Source organism: Caballeronia sp. INML3B (genome assembly GCF_023631305.1).
GTDB classification, from domain to species: Bacteria; Pseudomonadota; Gammaproteobacteria; order Burkholderiales; family Burkholderiaceae; genus Caballeronia; species Caballeronia turbans.
This window is the reverse complement of the sequence record NZ_JALQDI010000075.1, coordinates 1-13,679: the sequence shown is the minus strand read 5'-3', so window position 1 is coordinate 13,679 and position 13,679 is coordinate 1. Positions and strand designations below refer to the sequence as shown.

Annotated in this window: 15 protein-coding genes; 7 read left to right on the top strand and 8 right to left on the bottom strand. The window is 60.2% G+C overall.

The window, feature by feature from the left end:
• The first annotated feature begins 134 nt into the window (after positions 1-134).
• Positions 135-503 (top strand): DUF2934 domain-containing protein, encoded by a 369-nt coding sequence (locus tag NCS58_RS30845; RefSeq protein WP_250538976.1) that lies wholly within the window; start codon positions 135-137, stop codon positions 501-503.
• Between the two features lie 207 nt (positions 504-710).
• Here NCS58_RS30845 and NCS58_RS30840 read toward each other — a convergent pair whose 3' ends face one another.
• From NCS58_RS30840 to imuA, 3 genes are read right to left on the bottom strand one after another with little or no spacing between them, the layout of a single operon-like run.
• Entirely contained in the window at positions 711-3,860 is a 3,150-nt protein-coding gene (locus NCS58_RS30840) for an error-prone DNA polymerase (protein ID WP_250538975.1), read from the bottom strand.
• A gap of 14 nt (positions 3,861-3,874) precedes the next feature.
• Complete coding sequence (locus NCS58_RS30835) at positions 3,875-5,338, bottom strand: DNA polymerase Y family protein (RefSeq protein WP_250478228.1); 1,464 nt, start codon at positions 5,336-5,338, stop codon at positions 3,875-3,877.
• Complete coding sequence (imuA, locus tag NCS58_RS30830; protein ID WP_250538974.1) at positions 5,262-5,975, bottom strand: translesion DNA synthesis-associated protein ImuA; 714 nt, start codon at positions 5,973-5,975, stop codon at positions 5,262-5,264. Before imuA ends, NCS58_RS30835 begins: the two co-directional genes overlap by 77 nt.
• 438 nt (positions 5,976-6,413) lie before the next feature.
• Here imuA and NCS58_RS30825 point away from each other — a divergent pair, with 438 nt between their 5' ends.
• Together NCS58_RS30825 and NCS58_RS30820 are read left to right on the top strand one after the other, a co-directional pair.
• On the top strand, positions 6,414-6,758 hold the full coding sequence (locus NCS58_RS30825) for a hypothetical protein (RefSeq protein WP_250538973.1): 345 nt from the start codon (positions 6,414-6,416) through the stop codon (positions 6,756-6,758).
• A 34-nt stretch (positions 6,759-6,792) separates the two neighbouring features.
• Complete coding sequence (locus tag NCS58_RS30820) at positions 6,793-7,752, top strand: SOS response-associated peptidase family protein (RefSeq protein ID WP_250538972.1); 960 nt, start codon at positions 6,793-6,795, stop codon at positions 7,750-7,752.
• A gap of 17 nt (positions 7,753-7,769) precedes the next feature.
• On the opposite strand, the gene NCS58_RS30815 is transcribed toward NCS58_RS30820, so the two are convergent.
• On the bottom strand, positions 7,770-8,033 hold the full coding sequence (locus tag NCS58_RS30815) for a hypothetical protein (RefSeq protein ID WP_250478224.1): 264 nt from the start codon (positions 8,031-8,033) through the stop codon (positions 7,770-7,772).
• Between the two features lie 270 nt (positions 8,034-8,303).
• Between NCS58_RS30815 and NCS58_RS30810 the strand changes: the two genes are divergently transcribed.
• Together NCS58_RS30810 and NCS58_RS30805 are read left to right on the top strand one after the other, a co-directional pair.
• Positions 8,304-9,005: a hypothetical protein gene (locus tag NCS58_RS30810; protein WP_250478223.1), complete on the top strand. Its 702-nt coding sequence runs from the start codon at positions 8,304-8,306 to the stop codon at positions 9,003-9,005.
• A gap of 30 nt (positions 9,006-9,035) precedes the next feature.
• Positions 9,036-9,479: a Fis family transcriptional regulator gene (locus NCS58_RS30805; RefSeq protein WP_250478222.1), complete on the top strand. Its 444-nt coding sequence runs from the start codon at positions 9,036-9,038 to the stop codon at positions 9,477-9,479.
• Between the two features lie 12 nt (positions 9,480-9,491).
• On the opposite strand, the gene NCS58_RS30800 is transcribed toward NCS58_RS30805, so the two are convergent.
• The gene (locus NCS58_RS30800; RefSeq protein WP_250538971.1) at positions 9,492-9,758 is read right to left on the bottom strand and encodes a hypothetical protein; all 267 of its coding nucleotides are present in this window, start codon (positions 9,756-9,758) and stop codon (positions 9,492-9,494) included.
• 134 nt (positions 9,759-9,892) lie between these two features.
• Positions 9,893-10,222, bottom strand: a complete 330-nt coding sequence (locus NCS58_RS30795; RefSeq protein WP_250478220.1) for a hypothetical protein — start codon at positions 10,220-10,222, stop codon at positions 9,893-9,895.
• A 386-nt stretch (positions 10,223-10,608) separates the two neighbouring features.
• Between NCS58_RS30795 and NCS58_RS30790 the strand changes: the two genes are divergently transcribed.
• Entirely contained in the window at positions 10,609-10,932 is a 324-nt protein-coding gene (locus NCS58_RS30790; RefSeq protein WP_250538970.1) for a hypothetical protein, read from the top strand.
• 74 nt (positions 10,933-11,006) lie between these two features.
• Here NCS58_RS30790 and NCS58_RS30785 read toward each other — a convergent pair whose 3' ends face one another.
• Together NCS58_RS30785 and NCS58_RS30780 are read right to left on the bottom strand one after the other, a co-directional pair.
• Positions 11,007-11,207 (bottom strand): hypothetical protein, encoded by a 201-nt coding sequence (locus tag NCS58_RS30785; protein ID WP_250538969.1) that lies wholly within the window; start codon positions 11,205-11,207, stop codon positions 11,007-11,009.
• A gap of 20 nt (positions 11,208-11,227) precedes the next feature.
• Entirely contained in the window at positions 11,228-12,154 is a 927-nt protein-coding gene (locus NCS58_RS30780) for a site-specific integrase (RefSeq protein WP_250478217.1), read from the bottom strand.
• A 190-nt stretch (positions 12,155-12,344) separates the two neighbouring features.
• Here NCS58_RS30780 and NCS58_RS30775 point away from each other — a divergent pair, with 190 nt between their 5' ends.
• Complete coding sequence (locus NCS58_RS30775; RefSeq protein WP_250478216.1) at positions 12,345-13,250, top strand: H-NS family nucleoid-associated regulatory protein; 906 nt, start codon at positions 12,345-12,347, stop codon at positions 13,248-13,250.
• Positions 13,251-13,679 lie beyond the last annotated feature (429 nt).

Sequence of the window (13,679 nt, the reverse complement as noted above, 5' to 3'; positions counted from 1 at the left end):
CATTCCATCAGGACTCGGCGGTTTAGCAGCTGGGGACGGGAGCCATAAGGCGTCGGTTTGCAGAGGCAGCCCGGCGTTGAGCAACAGAAGACGACCTGCTATGTTGTCTGCACTTCAACTTTGATACGACTCCAATGCCTACTGCGCTAACTACAGACGAAATCCGCGTCCGTGCCTATCTGCTGTGGGAGAGTGACGGTCGCCAATCCGGACGTGATGACCATTATTGGCACGAGGCGATTCTTCAACTTGAGCGTGAGCGTGTCTCCGAGTCTGAGAGCGCAAGCATCGGCGTCGCCGCTTCGTCGGACGCTTCCACTTCAAAGCCAGCGAAGCGAAGCGCAAGCACAAAGGTCGGCAGAGCGTTGCCTGCCAACGTTGGCCAAGGAACCAATAGCGATAAGACCGGTAAGAAAATTCGCAAGGTGACGGGGGAGCGTGATATACCAAGTCCGACACGAAGGCCGATGACAAGGCGAATGCGAAAACCGAAGCAAAAGTGAAGGTCAAGAAGAAGGCGGATGCGCCCACAGCCGCTTCGAAACAGCCGAAGAAGTCGCGGCGTATCAAAGAAGATACCGGACAGGCGCAGCCGAACAAGGCGCCGTAAAGAATCGCGGCCAGACGGAGCGCTGCACGAAGCGACACGACTCGAACAGCGGCGGGACCGGCCCAACCAGCTTCATCGACTCGGCTCGGACGGGCGGCCCTCAGCAGAAGTTGCGACTCACGGTCGTGAGCCCGCCGAGCAGGTGCGACATGTCCACCAGCCGCTGCGCAACGAGATGTCGGACCTCGCCTTCGCACTGCCATGTGCCATACACGGCGAGGAGCGCTGCGCCCAATGCCTCCTTTCGTTGCTTCTCGAGTAGCGAGGGCCAGACAATCACATTGACATTGCCGGTCTCGTCTTCCAGGGTGACAAACATGACGCCCTTCGCAGTGCCGGGTCGCTGCCTTACCGTGACAAGTCCGCAGCCACGCGCCAATCTTCCGTTGGGCAACCCGCGCAACGTTGAGGCTGGCATAAGCCGGTGTTCCAGCAGAACAGGGCGCAGAATCGAAAGCGGATGCCGGCCCAAGGTCAGCCCGGCTGCGTTGTAGTCGCTGACGATGTCTTCGGCCTCGGACGGCGCACCAAGCTCGGGCGTCTCGTCATCGATCCGGCCGTCGGCCAGGATGTCCCGGTCGGGCACTGCCGCGACCGATTGCCAAAGCGCTTCACGGCGATTGCCAGCGAGCGACTGCAGCGCGTTCGCGCCCGCCAACACTTGGAGATCGTGCCGGTCGAGTTGCGCGCGGCGCGCCAGGTCACTCACGCTCGCGAAAGGCTTCACGGCTCGCGCATTCTCAATGCGCTCTGCTACTCCATCGCGCATCCCTTTGAGTAACGACAGGCCGAGGCGGACGACTGGCTTCGCACGATCGACATGAAGCTCAAGCACCGAGTCCCAGCCGCTGATCGTGACGTCGATCGGCAGAACCTCGACTCCGTGGCGCTTCGCATCCTGCACGAGTTGTGAGGGCGAGTAGAAGCCCATCGGCTGCGAGTTGAGCATCGCGGCGAGGAAAGCAGCGGGTTCGTGGCATTTGAGCCAGCTGCTGGCATAGACGAGTAGGGCGAAGCTCGCTGCGTGACTTTCGGGGAAACCATATTCGCCGAAGCCTTTGATCTGTTCGAAGATGGCCTCGGCGAACGCCTTGTCGTAGCCACGCTCCTGCATGCCGTTGACGATGCGGTCGTAGTATTTCTCCAGGCCGCCCTTGCGTTTCCAGGCCGCCATAGCGCGCCGCAGCTGATCCGCCTCTCCTGGCGTGAAGCCCGCGGCCAGGATTGCGACCTGCATCACCTGTTCTTGAAAGATCGGCACGCCCAGCGTGCGTCCAAGAGCCGTCTCCAGCGCAGCGCTCGGATAGGTAACGGGCTCGATCTTCTGACGCCTTCGAAGATAAGGATGCACGGCACCGCCCTGGATCGGCCCGGGACGCACGATCGCCACCTCGATGACAAGATCGTAGAAGGTCCGCGGCTGCATGCGCGGCAACATGCTCATCTGCGCGCGCGACTCGATCTGAAAAACCCCGACCGTGTCGGCCTGCGAGATCATCTCGTACGTCTCAGGGTCCTCCGACGGGATGTCCTGCATCTCGAAGCGTTCGCCGCGCTGCTCGGAGACGATATCGAGTGTTCGGCGGATGGCGGACAGCATGCCCAGCGCGAGCACGTCTATTTTCAGTAGCCCCAGCGCCTCGAGATCATCCTTGTCCCACTGGATCGCACTGCGATCGGCCATCGCGGCGTTCTCGACGGGCACGAGCCGTGTGAGCTTGCCTCGACTGATGACGAAGCCTCCGGAGTGCTGCGATAGGTGCCGTGGGAAGTTGAGTATCTCGGCAGCAAGCTTCGCCCACATCGTGATGAGCGGGTTGGCGGGGTCAAGCCCAGACTCCTCGAAGCGACGCAATAGATCCTGCGAGTGATCAAACCACTGGTGACTCTTCGCGACCTTGTCGACGATCTGCGGATCGATGCCAAGCGCCTTGCCGGTTTCGCGCAGCGCGCCACGCGGCCGATAGGTCGAGATGGCCGCTGCGATGGCGGCGCGATCCCGTCCGTACTTGCGATAGATGTACTGGATGACCTCTTCACGACGCTGATGCTCGAAATCCACATCGATATCGGGCGGCTCACCGCGTTCCTTGGAGATGAAGCGCTCAAACAGCATATTGCCGCGCGACGGGTCGACTTCCGTCACACCGAGGCAGTAGCAAACGGCCGAGTTCGCGGCTGATCCACGACCCTGACACAGGATGTGCTGGCTGCGCGCGAAGCGCACGATGTCGTAGACCGTCAGAAAGTACGCTTCGTAGCGCATCTCGCGAATCAGCTGCAATTCATGCTCGATCTGCTGCTGAACCTCAAGCGGGATGCCGGCTGGAAAGCGTTTATGCGCGCCGATGTACGTCTCCTGCCGCAGATACGCCTCGTGCGTGAAGCCGTCCGGCACGAGTTCATCGGGATACTCGTAACGCAACTCATCCAGCGAGAAGGTGCAACGCTCCAGGATGTTGAGGGTCTGTGACAGCGCGTGCGCAGGATACAGATTGGCGAGCCGCAGACGCGAGCGAAGGTGTTGCTCAGCGTTGGGCGCAAGATCGTATCCGCACTCGGCCACGGGCTTTCCGATGCGGATCGCCGTCATGGTGTCCTGCAGTGGCTTTCTTGAGCGGACGTGCATTACGACGTTGCCGAGCGCGACGACCGGTACGCGATGCTTCTCGGCGATGTATTCGACGCTACCTCGATGAATGTCATCCATCGCGCGTTGATGCAGGATCAAGCCCACCCATGCGCGAGCAGGAAACGTCTCGTTGAGCCATTCCACCTGCGCGCAGAGCGCATCTTCTTTCGCGGGGAACTCCGGCACAAGAATCGCCAGGCAGTCGGGCATGCCGCGCAGATGCGCGAACTCTTTCTCGGGCTTCGAAAGATCGTGCGGCGTGAGCAGGTACGCTCCTTTCGCTGCGCGCATGCGACCGAGCGTGATCAACTCGGATAGGTTGCCGTAGCCGTTGCGATTTTGTGCGAGCAGGATGAGACCGAACGCCGGGCTCTTGTCCGCATGAACAAGCCGGAAGTAGGAGCCGATGATCAGCGGGAGATTTTCTTCCTTCGCCTGGACGTGCGCGCGCACGACACCTGCCAGCGAGCATTCGTCGGTAATGGCGAGGCCTGAGTAGCCGAGTTGAGACGCGCGCAGCACGAGTTCTTCGCCGTGCGAGGCGCCGTGCAGAAACGAGAAGTTTGTGAACGCGAACAGCTCCGCGTAGTCGGGTAGGGCCGACGAGAAAAGATCCACGGCGACGCCACCGATTATCCGAAGAGTCCATGAAGAAACCAGCGGACTTCTTCGGTCTTCACGCTCGGTCGTTCACGGTAGATCCAGTAGCAGCTCTTATCGGCAGCTTCCGCGACGTAGTAGTCGCGCGTTACCAGTTCGCCGTCATGCCAGCCGGCTTCGATACGCTCGCCGGTCGAGACGAGCTTGAGCGGTGAACCATAAAACGGCCGGTGATTGTTGATCATCAGCCGCACAGGCGTATCGAGTAACCACGTTGGCCGCGGCAGTTCAGCAGGAGGCGGGCAGGCTTTGACGGTGTCCTGGACCGGGACCCAAAGATTCGCCTGTTCGGGGCGATGATCCGACGTCGGCGCGGGACGCAACACATTCTCTGCACCTAAACGAGCCACCAACAGTTCGAGCAGGCGATTGTGATCCTGCGTGGATCCGCCGGGATCGGGGAAAAGCGAGTCGCTCGGCGGCTCGGCTGGCTGCACTTTCGAAGCAGCCAAGCGTACCGCGATGACGGCCGCTTCGAGCTCGATGCGTCCGAGCCGCTCCTTGAGCAGTCGCACGAGGTGCTCCTCATGCCAGGTTGGTTCCGCGAGCGCGATGTCGATCGTCGTCGGCTCGATCGCCTGGCGGCCCCGTTCATGTTCGAGCGTGATCGTCGCCTGCGTGAGCGCGAGCTGCTGCGCGCTCAGCCATCCGCACAGCTGCACGATCAGTCGTCGCGCGCAAAACAAGACCGCTTCAGCATGTTCAACGCGATCGGGCAGTTCGGAGCGCGCGCTGAAGGAGGGTGGCAACTCGAGCCATTCATAAAGTTCGGGCGACAGGCCGTAGGCGCGGTCAAGAGAGTCCAGTAAGTCCACGCCACACCTCTTTTTGAGACCTGCACGCGGCAGGCGTCGAATATCGTTGAGCACTCGGCAACCGAGGCCGTTGAACCACTCGGCGAAGGGCCGCACTTCGGGACTCACCATGAAGGGCAACTCGCCGAGCGTGCGTTCCAGCGAACTCATCTTGAGCACGCGCCGGCGACCTCGTTTGGCAAGAAGCCACGCACCTTGACCCGTTGGCGCGACGCTCATGCGAGCGGTTACGCCAATCGCATTGACCACCTCTCGGATCTGCCGGCAAACCTGCGCGATGCCGCCAAAAAGCCGAAGGCTCGCTGTCACGTCGACGACGATGGTTTCCTCTTCTCGCACGGCCACTTGAGGAGAGAAGCGCAGTAGAGCGAAGGCGACCTCGCGCTGCACGTCGAGCTCACGGGTTGGGCAGCGGTCGTACATCAACGCGTTGGCCATGAGCGTCGCGACGCCGCCGCGCTTCATGCCCACCATCACCCCTGCGTCTCTGGCTGCCTGGTCGAGGACGATGACCTTGTCACGCTCGAGCACCACACAGCCGTGTTCAGTCGGAGACGACCATCTCGGACGGAACACCTCCAGCGAAAGCCGGGGCAGGAAGATGGCGACGAACACGGCCATGAGGGCTGAGCAGAATCGGAGACGGTTGAAGATGGATGGACAGTTGGTCGGTTCGGATGGGCCCTCGTCGCTTAACGACATCGACGACGATGCCGCTGTCGGCGGGCCGCACCGCCAGCCGTAATGCGGCGGGCGAAGAATCTTGGGCGGCGGCAAGCGGTCGAACCAGAATCAGTAAGGTTTCCGTCGCTTGTGCCGCGAGATGCAATCGCCGTAAGGCCTCAGATCGGATGTGCTGTTGCCAGAAGAGCAGCGCGCCGCAACTTCGGGCGTTCAGCACGCGCTCGGCGCACCACAGTGCGTCGGCCGTCTTGGGCGCGCGCAGCATCATCAGCTTGTCCAGCGGCAGGCCCAGATACGAAAACGCCAGGCTGTTCGGCACGTGCGGCGCCTGGAGTAGCGCGACCGGCCGTTTGCTCGCGGCCACAAGCGCAGGCTTGAGCAGCCGCATCTCACCAATGCCAGGCTGCTGGACCAGCAGCTCTACCAAGGCGCCGATGGGCCAGCCACCGCCCGGCAGCTCCGCCGACAGGGCTGCGTAGCCGGTGTCGATGGTTTTGCCGTAGGCGCGCGCGAGTTCCGAGCCGCGCCAGAGGCTCGCATGGATTGTCTCGATGTGTTGCGGCAGGGCGGCCATGGTGGAAGGGGTTGATCAATCACTGTATATTTATACAGTAGTGTAGCGCAAAAGCTGAAGCAGTGAATTTCGTCTTACAGACTCCCGTGGAGGCCGACCGATGAATATGCTTCGAGAACACCCGAGGCCGAGGCCGCGACCGTTGTCGCCAAGCTAAGCGGGGCGTGCGGCGACGCGACAATTGACGACGCCATCGCGGGTGGCAACGCGGGCGAGCCGAGTTCTTCCGGACGGTCAGGACTAAGACGTTAAAGAATTCAATCGCTGGAGGTGGACGATAGTGTGCGGGGTCGCCGATTCTGTCGCGGGCGCGACCGTTTGTGCATGGCACAGGAATGCGCTGCGGCGAGCGACGTGAAGTCCGCGTTGTTGAAAAGTCCCGCGTTCGTCCGCACGTGCATCTTGACGGCTGGCAGGTTGGGACCAAGTAGGAGCGAAATGAGCAAGCCCGATATTGACGAACTAACAGGCGCGCGAGCGGATCTGCTGTGCTTTCTGGTGGCAACCGTGGCCGCTTCGTACGCGCTGACACAGGAATGGCGAGTGGATCACGTCGTGGAGAGCTGCCGCATCTGGCTTAAGCGCAACCTCGTCATGATGCATTGGCTCGAGCGCATTCGGATCGGCCAACTGGCGTTCAAGATCGCTCGCCACGATCTGAAGAAAGCAGGCATTGCGGTTCGCCAATCGGATGTGCAGGCGCTCTTCACCGGCGACATGGGGCTGAATCATGCGAGCACGGTCGTCCAGAAGATGATGCGGCTCTGCCGCGAATCGCTGTGACACGGCCAGGCAACGAAACAGGAGACGATGACAGATGTGTTATTCGGCGCAGATTCAGGCGGACTATCGACGCTACGTGAAGATGTTCGGCGCGCAGATGGACATCCGGGAGTTTGCGCGCCTCTTCTGGGAGCGTGCCGAGGGCAGCAAGGCGAAGATCCCGAAGGCGATGGAAGACGCGTTTCTCAATCCGCAGAATGACGATGAACGGCAGATCAAGGCATTCATCGATCGTTACAATGCGGAGCAGGCGACCAGTCTGGAGCAGGAGCTCTTCAGGCAGCGAACTCGCCTCGCCGATGCGCAGCGTTCCCTGCAGGGCAAGACCACAAAGGCGGCCGCCGGGAGCAAGCGCATTGCGACCGACAAGATCGACGCAGCGCTGCGCCGCCTCGAAGATCTCAAGCGAACCGAAGGACAGCCGCGGGATTCGCGCATCTTCCCGGGTCACTACGCGCCCGTGCTCGTCGTTGAAAACGGAGAGTACGTCGTGAAGCCGATGCGGTATCAGTGCCGCGTTGCCGGGAAGCCAGCCAATTACGATACGCGTTTCCCCGGCACGTACAACTGCCGGGTCGACAGTCTTTCGGGCTTCTGGCGACCGCTGTTCGGCTATTCCCACGGCATCATGATCGTGAACCGCTTTTACGAGAATGTGAGCCGCGCACGTATGGAAGGGCGAGCGCTTGCTCCCGGCGAGAAAGACGAAAATGTCGCCCTCGAATTCAAGCCTGACTCGGGCGGTGACATGCTGGTCGCCTGTTTGTGGTCGCGCTGGACGGCGAAGGATCAGCCGGACTTGCTTTCGTTCGCGGCCATCACCGACGAACCGCCGGTGGAAGTCGCTGCTGCCGGCCACGACCGTTGTATCGTGCCGGTCAAACCGGAGAATGTTCAGGCGTGGCTGAATCCGAACCCGTCAAATCTTGACGCGCTCTACGCCATTCTGGACGACCGCGACCGCTTCTACTATGAGCACCGACTCGCGGCGTAGCTCGGTGGCCGGCTGATTCATGCCGAAGGGTTCGTGCTTAGCCCGCGCGAATAGCGCGCATCCATTTCGAATGGCGGAAGCGGCGGCGTCTGCCCGTCGACAAACGCGAATGCGCATCGGATGGCGAATCGGTATGCACCATCCCTGCTTGCGAATGCACCGAGATCGCCCAACGAGGTGGCGTGGCCGTCGCGTTCCAGGATAGAGGCGCGGGCGACATAGGTTCGTCCGACGCGTGTGACCGACGGTTGAATCGCTGCACCGTGGTGATAGAAGATCATTTTTGTGTGTCTCCATTATCTCGTGCGCGAGAACCCAGCATAGCGCGGAAAGAAAGTTGGCCACAAAGGGATTTACCTTTCTTGATTAGCCGCTTAAATCCGCCATGCGCGGGAGCACGCGTACAGGCAAATCGCAATACGGACTGACCGTCAATTAGCGATCGCGTCGCATAAAGCACACACGACGGGCGGGAACGCCTTGCTGGTTCTCGGGAGCGCGCGCAGAACTCCTTATAATTCCTGCTCCGAAGCTCACGAGGATGATGCGCGATGTGGCAGGCCCAATTGCAGCAATGGCAGCAGATTCCAGCTTTTCTGACTCAGATCAACTGGCCGCAGTGGCTGGCCATTGTCGGCATGTCGAGTGCCATCAGTTCCATCGTGGTACTGTTGGTGCAAGGGTTGAAAGACCGGGTCACTCATCGACGTGAGCGGCGCGATGCGGCCCTCGAAGTGGCGATCTCGCTCGAGGGTTACGCCCGCGTCTGCCGCGCCATGATGCATCGTGCTGACTGGGCACGCGACGAGTTGAGCCGAACGGGCAACCGCGATGCCATCAAGAGCGCCATGCTGCCGGCTTTCCTGTTTCCCGAAAAAATCCAGTGGCGACGACTCGGCCATCGCGTCGTATCCGACTTGCGTGACTTCCCGGCCAGAATACATGCTGGACGTGAAGATCTCGGGTCATTCGCCGACTATGGCGACCCTGTCGCGCTTTGCGAGGAAGTGAGCGTCGAGTGCGCAAAGGCAGCGCGAGATGCGCTGGCGCTGGCGCGGGAGACACGAAAAAAACATGGATGTGTGCCGTGGCGACCAGGCGCGAAGGATGCGGACCTGAACCGCGACCTCCTGACCTTCATTTCGGCCGCGCAAGAGAAACGCGACGCACAGCGCAATCGCCAGACGATGAGCGTCGGACCTGCGATCATCTCCGAAGCTGCTGGGGCGGATTCCCGCATCGCGCTGCAGTGAACGCACGATCCGAATGGTAGACCTGACGAGATGCCTGTCTCCAAAAAGCGCAGATCGCCCAAAACACCGACGCGTGCGCAATCGAAGCGGTTTCTGCTTCCCATGCCGCGGCAGGAGGCCGACGCGCTCTGTCTGCAGCCACGCATTGCGCTCGAATCGGCGCGAGGAGGCCGCGCCGGAAGTCACGAGACGACCATCCTCGCGCACACGGTCCTGCTGACAAGTTTCCTTACCGAAGCAGGACACGGTGTGCTCGACCTGTCGTTCGTTCGTCAAGTCGAAGAAGCTGTGCTCGCGATCCTCGATGCAGGCAAGGCAACCGGCGAATGGAACTTCGACGAGACATTTGTCCAGTCGCTGACCACGATCATCAATGAGTACGACCGCCAGATGAGAGAGGCGCGATTCGGCCAAGTCTTGGCAGCCACCCAGCGTCTGGATCGGATGATCGCCTCGGTACGCGCGGCCCGTTGAGCAGGAAGTCGGCTAATCCAGCTCTCCCTTGTATGAGAGGAGCACTGGAGTGACACTGAACCGGCAACCGTACTGATCGATTTGCAGCGGCTCTTCACGCGATTCGTCGGTATTGCATCCACTCTCCTCGCGATGTTCGCGTGGCCACGTCCACGCTTCAAGCGCCCAAGCAGGGATGTCGCTCCTAAGCTCGAATTGATACTCGACAGATGACGACCAGATGTCATCAAAGGTTTCGTCGAGCAGTTGTTGCACATAAGCGAGATCTGCGAAGCTCATTGGCGTGCGCCGCCTCCTGTACCGGTCCTGGCCCGCGATAACGCACCTAGACTGGAGATCGAGCACGAGGCGATGAATCAGATAGGGTTCACTTCCCCAAATCGACGTCCGGTCTCCCATGGCGTATCGATCTGTCATGCTCGGTCATCCGATATGTGATCGTCTTGCGACTGCTTCAGCAGTTCCTCCTCGGCTTGTTGCAATAAGGCCCGCGCGTATTCCGAGATGAAGGCGCTATCGTGATGGGTGGCCTTTCCGAACACCGTGGCGAGATTGCGCCGTGCTTCACTCGCAAATGCGGCACGGTCTTCCCCCGTGCTGAACGTCACGTCAGTGACGATCCGTTCGGCGTGGTCGTGGATGGTGCCGACCTTCTTCCCATCGAACAGAATTCGGGCCGTCGCGTTGACGCCATGTCGTGTCTCGGTGAACTGGATGCTCAAGGGATCGATGGTATAGGGCATGTAGGCTCGCAAGAAAGGATTGGAGGGTTGAATACCTGCGCCGTTGTTTTGGCAGATCTCTGATCCTATTCATCTACTCGAGAAGTCAAGGAAGCCCTGCAAAATCCACAGTCAGCGGACTCGATCCGCAGAGACGAGCGCACCCTTTCCTCAGTGCACTCGCGAGCCAGCTAGCCACCGGACTTCAAAAAGGCGTGCCATCCTCAGAACAAGACACGAACTGTCTTGATCAACATTAAGATGTTGCCCAAGCTCTCCGCCGAATCTCACTTGATTGGGCCGCTCGACGGAAGGGCGCGCACGCAGTGCACCGCGTCACGCCATTCGCGCTGCATCTCATGAGCGCGCGTTCACTTAATGTTGTGCAGACGTTTACTCCGGCGCCCATGAAGACACGCACGCTTCCCCGCTTCGAACCTGTCGGCGTCGACGAGGGGCGGGTGCTATGGAAGAAGTACCGTGGGAACGCAGACGTTGAGCGCATGCTGCGCGAACTTGCGCAGGCGCGCCAGACCATGGGAGAGATTGAAACTTACTTCGACTCGGTCCGGCGGGCATGGGAAGAGGAGAACCTCGGACAGTTGGTCGCCATGGAAAAAATCCGCCTGTTGCTCATGGAGCAGCATCTGAGATACCGTGCGCTCGCCGGATTGAAGCCGCCGCCTCGAGATGAGAATCCCGACGAGCCAGAACCGGCGCTAGTCGATTAGAAACGCGTCATATCGCTTCGATTTACTTCGATCGGTTGAAGATTTCGATGTTGAAGCCCTTGGGCCAACCTGATTCATGACGCGCAGTGCATCCTCTGCAATCGGTTCGCGGACGTCTTCATAGTCCCTTGCGGCATGACGAGCAACAGTGCGTAATTCGTGCCCTTCGTGCCCTTCGTGCCCTTTGCCACCGCGATCTTCCCGGCCAGGTTGTTCGTTTCGGTTGTCCATCGCCGGATCTGATCGTCGAGGACCTTCTTGTCATCTTTCGTCATGTTTTCGTTTCGTTCGTTGTTTAGCCTTCGACACAAGCTGCAGCGTTAAGCGTGAACCGAAGGCGCGTCACGGTTCGGTGGCTCGACAGGCCGAGCAGGCTGCTGACCTGCTCATTGGTTTTCCCCGCGGCGAGATGGCGCCTTCCATAGGTATTGCGTAGGAGGCGAGGGCTTTCATCTGCGGCCGATAGCCCCGCAGCCTCGAGCGCCGTGCGAACGCACTTGACCAAGGTGTCGGGTTTCATAGGCTTGCCTGCGGCCGTTGCCACGAAAAGCCAGTCCGTCGCGCAAACAATCGCTTTCCGGGCCTCATAGTACGCGCGCAGCACATCAGTGGCGAAACTGTCGATCGGTACGCGTCTGGCGAGCCGCGGACCATGTTTCTCAACGAGCAGGCTAGGCCGCTTGTCCTCCATGTCAAGGTCCGCGACGCGGAGAAGACTCAGTTCCGCCGCCGTGACGCCGCACCCGAGAAAGAGCGCGACGACCGCCGTATTGCGCAACTCTTTCGCGGATGCACAAGTCGTCGTCCGACACACCGCCTGCAGGCGCTTGTCGTCCTCTTCAGATAGATAGATTGGCGTCGGTTCATCCTCGGGCCAGTTCTCTCGCGCAAGCAAGTCGGCGGCGGGATTCTCTTTGCGCAATTCAAGCGCAACGAGATGTCGGGCAAGTCGATCGATGAGCTTCAGATATCGATAGCGAGTCGTGGTTCCCGGATGACAGTCGCGCGCGAGTTCTCTAAAGAATGCATCGATGTGATCGGCACCGAATGTGGCTACGCATTGCCCACGGGTCGACAGATAGTCATTGAATCGCGAAAACATCGAGCAATGCTGGACGATTGATTGATCCGCGAAGGCACGACGATCGGCGCCGGTGGCTTCCGCTCGCTGCCATTGCGCATAGGCTGTTTCAGGATCAGAGAGCCACTCGTCGGTGCGCATAAAGTCGATATACTGAATTTGCCAATCGTTAATCTAACGCGAAGCTGGCGCTTCGCCAACATCTGCAAGCAGAAAAGCCGTCTTGAAGCGCGCCTTCTCCATTCTTTTAGATGCTGATTAGACGATCGCTGCTAGCCCATTGCCGCGGGCCCGTGGCATAGTGCGAGTATTTTCGGAATAGGAGAGGGCAATGGCGACGCTAGAAGCGATTCAAGCGCGGATCAAAAAACTCGAAGCTCAGGCGCAAGCTTTAAAAGCCAAGGCTGCGAGCGGCGTGATCAAGCAGATTCATGACTTGATGGCGCATCATGAGATTTCGATCGATGACGTCGCCGGATTTGTTGGCAAGGCATCAGGTAAGACCAAAGCAAACGCAGTGGGAAAAGCGGGTTCAGCGAAGTATGTTGATCCGCAGACCGGTGCGAGCTGGAGTGGCCGTGGCAGGGCGCCGGCGTGGATTGCGAATGCAAGCGATCGGACCGCGTTCCTCGCGGCGGGTGCTGGTGAGGCGCCTGTTCGCGCGAAGGTGTCGGAAAAGCGCAGGACAGCCGCACGCAAAGGACCTCAGCCCGCTCTGTATCGCGATCCGGTCTCGGGATTGACATGGAGCGGATTCGGTCGCGCACCTGGTTGGATTTCGAGCGCAAAGGATCGTAGTGCGCTCCTGATTGAGAAGGACAGTGCAGCGAGCAACGCGGGCGCACTGGTGACCGCGAAAAAGGGTGCAATTGCGAAGCAGCCAGCACCGAAAAAGGCCGTAAAAGTGGTCGCGGCAAAGCCGGTCGGGAAGAAAGCGGCGTCGAAAAGGGCGACGGCAGCGAAGAAGGGAGCGACTACGAAGACGGGACCTGCAGCGAAGAAACGAGTTGCTGCCAAGAAAGGGGCAGCGGCGAACAAAAGCGCAGTCGCCAAGAAAGGAGCAGCTGCGAAAAAGTCAACGGCGGCGACGAAGGTCGCTCAGAGCGCAGCGACAAAACGTGCTCGCTCTCTCGGCACGGGTCCGGCCCGTAAGTCACGAGCACCGGTTGAGAGTGTTGCACCTGTTGAAAGCCCTGCCCAAAGCGTTGGGGCGGAAGGCGAGGATGCGAGCCAATAAGGCATTCTGCGATCGCCGCGGAGAATCTGCGCGGCGATTACCTTCAGTCGACTTGCTCGGCGAATTAAGTGAAACCTATCGAGGCCAAGGACGTTATCAAATCACCTGATTCGGCCTTTGGCGACCTTCGCCGTTCATCCTTCGTGCGGCTGCAGTTCGCCACGTAGCTGTCGTTCGCGATGCGGCGCAATCAAACGTCGGCTTCCGGGAAGGGCGAACGAGGCTTGACGGCCTGGAGCGGAAGTTCTAGCTGTGAAATTCGCGCACCGAAAGCTCATTCAACTGTCGATGTGACGCGCATCAGCGAAGACAAGCCCGCATGAGGATGATCATGCGGTAAGGCGGCTAAACGCATGCGATTACACACAAGTCATTCGCCGAGTTCTCGGGCGTACTTGAGGCCGGCGGCGAAATCCGTCACTCGCTGGA